We start from the raw sequence: 3,741 nt of genomic DNA, 5'->3' as shown, positions 1-3,741 counted from the left end.
TCCGAAATCGCGTCGATGTCATAAGCAAGCGCAAGGGTGACTACGTCGGCCTCGAGCCCGTCGATCACGGCGCGCGCCTGCTTGCCCGCGCCCCCGTGCGACTGCTGAATGGTCACATCTTCGCCGGTCTTCTCTTTCCAATACTTCGTGAACGCGGCGTTGAAATCGGCATACAGTTCGCGCGTCGGGTCGTAGGATACGTTCAGGATCTGACGTTCCGCGGCCGCGAGTCCGGCCAGCAGCAACACGACAACGGCCGCTGTGCCCCATTTCCAGGCATTCGATTTCATGTGTTCGCCTCCTTCTCGAGCAAGGGCCACAGCCTTCGCCCGTGTTGTCCGCAATGGCTCCGCTTCGGCTATTCTTCCGATGAGAGGTCGAGCCACGCGCTCACGGACTCCGCTAGCGTCCCGATGGCTTCGGCCAGCGCGGCGAAGATCTCGACCTTCTGATGGAGAACCAACAGGGATTCGGCCTTTGCAGGCCGTTTCTTCGCGATGTGCTTCAAGTGCTTCATGATTCAAGTCTCCCTCGCGGGCTGTTATGCCCCTCGTAAGTAATGCCTTGTTGTCTTGCGTCCTAAAACTCAAATTGGAAACGGGTCTGCAGTATGTCAAAGCTGCCGTCGTAGAGGTCATGCTCGACGTCGTTGTGCGTGTAGTTCCAGGTGATGCGCGCGTTCGGATTGAGATACCAATTCAAGCCAAGCGACAGGCTTTCGTGTTTGCCGCCGCGGACGGGCCCGTCCTGCAAGTCCACGCCGGAGTACCGGGCCGCCACTTCCCATGCGCCCCAGCCCGAAGTGGTCTTCCAACCGAAAGGACGATCTGGAACGACCCGGTCGAAAGTGCCTCGGTCATTGCGGTAGGGCCGGGATTCACCGGTCAGGAAGTACGTGGCCTGCGCGTAGTAGCCGTCGAAGGCCACGTCTCCGCCGAATATCGTGTCCACATCTGAGCGGATGTATTCACCTTGTATACTGAAAGGACCGTATGCAGCGGCGATTTCCAGACCGAGAAGGTCCACGTCGTCCGCGCGAGCGTCGCGAAGACGAAACCCCACGGGCAGATTGTCCGGGTCGGCATAGCGGAAGAGGGCCAAGCGGGATTCCGGCCGCGCACCGTAACTCAACCGGGCACCGTCAGGATTACGGTGGCTGTAGGCGAGCCCGAGATGCAGTAGTTTGCGTCCCTCGTCCCCGTAGCACGGCAAGCCCGTCACGCGCGCGGTAATCTGATACCCCTGGTCCTCGTCTGAGTCGTTACTACTCGGCCAGTTGTCCGTTTCCTTAAACGCGCCTATCGCCCATGTGAGCCGCTCCCGTTTCGGTCCCCCGAGGAGAGCGTCGCTCAATTGGATACCCGCATTGCGGCCTGGAACCAAGACATTGGCCAACGAACGCTCATTGAATGTCCGGTACACCACCGGTATCAGTTCCTCAAGGCTGAAAGGCTCGCGGTAGTGCCCCACACGGAAGGTGAAGTCCCTTCCCGCAAAGTAAGGAACCTTCTCGAACTGCAAATAGACGTCGCGAAAAATGGGTGTGTCCTGCCCTGACTCGCCAGCGAAATCTATCTCGAAATTGTGGGAGATGTTCTCCCACATGCGGCCGGTCAACCGAAGGCGCGCATAGGAGAAACCGGTTCCATCTTGTTCGTCACCAACAGCATTTTCGAGTCTTTTGTCCTGCTTAAAAAAAGCCACATCGTAGGCAATCCGTCCGCCGATCCTCAGTTGGAACGCCTTATCCGGGGAAGTTATCGAAAAACCATCGGTCGCCGCCGTTACCACCGGCACTTTCTTCGCCGTTGCATCGGCTGCCGCCTTGTCCGTCTCCGTCTGCACCTCAAGCTGGCGCAGCCGCTTGTTCAACTCGTAAACCTGGTCGCGCAAGGTCTGCAATTCAGACGGCGCGGTTTCCACCGCCGGGGACGGAAGCGCGCCCGTCGTTCGTGTTTCGAAACGCTCCAGGCGCTCGTTCAATTGATTCACCATTTCCCGCAGGGAACGCAGTTCCTCCTGCGAGGCCGGCGCAGCCACCCCGGGCGGCGGCGGTTCCTGCGCAGGCGCGCGCGGTTGCCAGAACGCCACGCCCAACACGGAGGCAAGGGCGATCCACCAAATCCTCCTTCTCATATGTCGGTCTCCTCGCGGTCGAGGGGGGTCTCCGGTTGACCGGTCGAACTGCCACTCCAAATCTTTTTCTGCACTGCCTGTTTCACGCCGCCGGTGTTCCGGTTGGCACAAGAGATGCCTAATGGCGCCCTGACGGGCGCTATCAAGAGCGCCCCACGCGAATCCTTTCTTTCTTGTCTATCTGAACGACTCGCGAATCATGCACCGTCACCTCGACCGCTCCGTAACGGAGCGAACGTATCGCGGCGAGGACCCTCGCCGCCGTCTCGTCATCAAGCGCCGTGCTTTCTTCACCATCCACCGTGCCTTGGACCTTCTTGCTCATTCCCACGCCCTTTATGCATATTTCCCATAGAATTTATATGATAAGTCGGTACAGCAAAACGCCGCCGAGACTTGTTCCTTTCTGCCTAGATGTAATACATCGGCGCGTCTTCGTAACCGGAGGCCTCGTTACTCCGGCGCACCAGTTCCCCAAGCGTCTTCGTCTGAAGCACCTTCACCGTCGCCGCCCGCACCTCCTTCATGACAAGACGAATTCCACAGGTTTCCTCGTTGTTGCACTCTTCGCAGGGCTGGTAGGCAAATTCGCTGGCGCATGGTACCAGCGCCAGCGGACCGTTCAACCAGCGGATCACGTCTGCAAGCGAGATGACTTCCGGGTCCTCTGCCAGCATATAGCCGCCGCCAGGACCTCGCTTGCTCCTTAGAATACTGCGGTTTTTCAACTCTACAAGGATGGTCTCCAGAAATTTCAGCGGGATGTTCTCCCGTTCGGCGATTTCACCGATGGAGATGACGCGCCCACTTGCGTACATCCGCCCGAGCACCACCAGTGCCTTAAGTCCATACTTGGTCTTGCTCGTGAGCATTATCAATATACCCTACAGACTTCCTGGACAATAGCACGGCAAGATAGCGCATGTCAAATCAGGTTCACCCCTCAGCCCCGCGAAAAACGCGCCCCAACAAACCCCTTGATCGCCTCGAAAACGGCCTCTGCTTTCCGCTCAATGCCCACATTCTTCATGTGGCAGATATCGCCGAACACGTCCGCGCCGCCCGTGACGCGTTCTTCCACGGGGATGTACAGAATACCTTCTTTCCTGCACATGGCCCGCAATGAGGCGTTGAACAGACGCACCACCCGGCAATAGGTGTCGAACGTCACGTAGCGTCCGCCCCAATCCTTCCAGTTGTAGAAGTCATAGTAGGCGCGTTCGTCGGCGCTAAGGGCCCCGATATCGGGATAGGCAAAGCTGCACAGGGCCGTCTCAATGCCGCGCGCACGGGCATAGTTCCGAATCTGAAGCAGTTGCGCGAGCGTGCCGGATTCGAGTTCCGCTCGCATCCGCTCCTCCGGCGGGGCAAGCCAGCGGTTGAAGTAATACGTAAACGCGCGGGAACGCCGCAGCAGTTGTTGCAGCGGGGTCATTTCGCCGACCCAGCGCGGAAAGTGGATATGGCAAATGTCGTTCACGCCTTCGTAGATAATCAGCAGGTCAGGCTCAAGCGCAAGATAATCCGCGAGGCGCATCCGCTCCTTCATGACGTTCAGGCCGGAAATGCCGCAGTTCAAAACCTCGATTCGGTCGGTATTGAAAT

6 protein-coding genes are annotated in these 3,741 nt (G+C 58.5%); all 6 read right to left on the bottom strand.

Annotated features, from left to right (window positions below; genetic code table 11):
- Positions 1 to 290, bottom strand: a 290-nt coding sequence (locus KA184_14770; GenBank protein ID MBP8130839.1) for an extracellular solute-binding protein, incomplete at its 3' end; no start/stop codon positions are given.
- 68 nt (positions 291 to 358) lie between these two features.
- Positions 359 to 517, bottom strand: a complete 159-nt coding sequence (locus KA184_14765) for a hypothetical protein (GenBank protein MBP8130838.1) — start codon at positions 515 to 517, stop codon at positions 359 to 361.
- Between the two features lie 62 nt (positions 518 to 579).
- The gene (locus KA184_14760; protein ID MBP8130837.1) at positions 580 to 2,136 is read right to left on the bottom strand and encodes a hypothetical protein; all 1,557 of its coding nucleotides are present in this window, start codon (positions 2,134 to 2,136) and stop codon (positions 580 to 582) included.
- Between the two features lie 142 nt (positions 2,137 to 2,278).
- On the bottom strand, positions 2,279 to 2,461 hold the full coding sequence (locus KA184_14755; protein MBP8130836.1) for a YezD family protein: 183 nt from the start codon (positions 2,459 to 2,461) through the stop codon (positions 2,279 to 2,281).
- An 85-nt stretch (positions 2,462 to 2,546) separates the two neighbouring features.
- Positions 2,547 to 3,008: an Rrf2 family transcriptional regulator gene (locus KA184_14750; protein ID MBP8130835.1), complete on the bottom strand. Its 462-nt coding sequence runs from the start codon at positions 3,006 to 3,008 to the stop codon at positions 2,547 to 2,549.
- A 71-nt stretch (positions 3,009 to 3,079) separates the two neighbouring features.
- On the bottom strand, positions 3,080 to 3,741 hold a 662-nt coding region (locus KA184_14745), incomplete at its 5' end, for an SGNH/GDSL hydrolase family protein (GenBank protein MBP8130834.1).

This window comes from Candidatus Hydrogenedentota bacterium, assembly GCA_018005585.1.
In the GTDB taxonomy this organism is placed as follows: domain Bacteria; phylum Hydrogenedentota; class Hydrogenedentia; order Hydrogenedentales; family JAGMZX01; genus JAGMZX01.
The sequence above is the reverse complement of the archived record's forward strand: the minus strand, read 5'-3'. Positions and strand labels throughout refer to the sequence as shown.

Coding starts and splice junctions, on each gene's coding strand:
- KA184_14765 (MBP8130838.1), bottom strand. CDS start 517: ATGAAGCACTTGAAGCACATCGCGAAGAAACGGCCTGCAAAGGCCGAA.
- KA184_14750 (MBP8130835.1), bottom strand. CDS start 3,008: ATGCTCACGAGCAAGACCAAGTATGGACTTAAGGCACTGGTGGTGCTC.
- KA184_14755 (MBP8130836.1), bottom strand. CDS start 2,461: ATGAGCAAGAAGGTCCAAGGCACGGTGGATGGTGAAGAAAGCACGGCG.
- KA184_14760 (MBP8130837.1), bottom strand. CDS start 2,136: ATGAGAAGGAGGATTTGGTGGATCGCCCTTGCCTCCGTGTTGGGCGTG.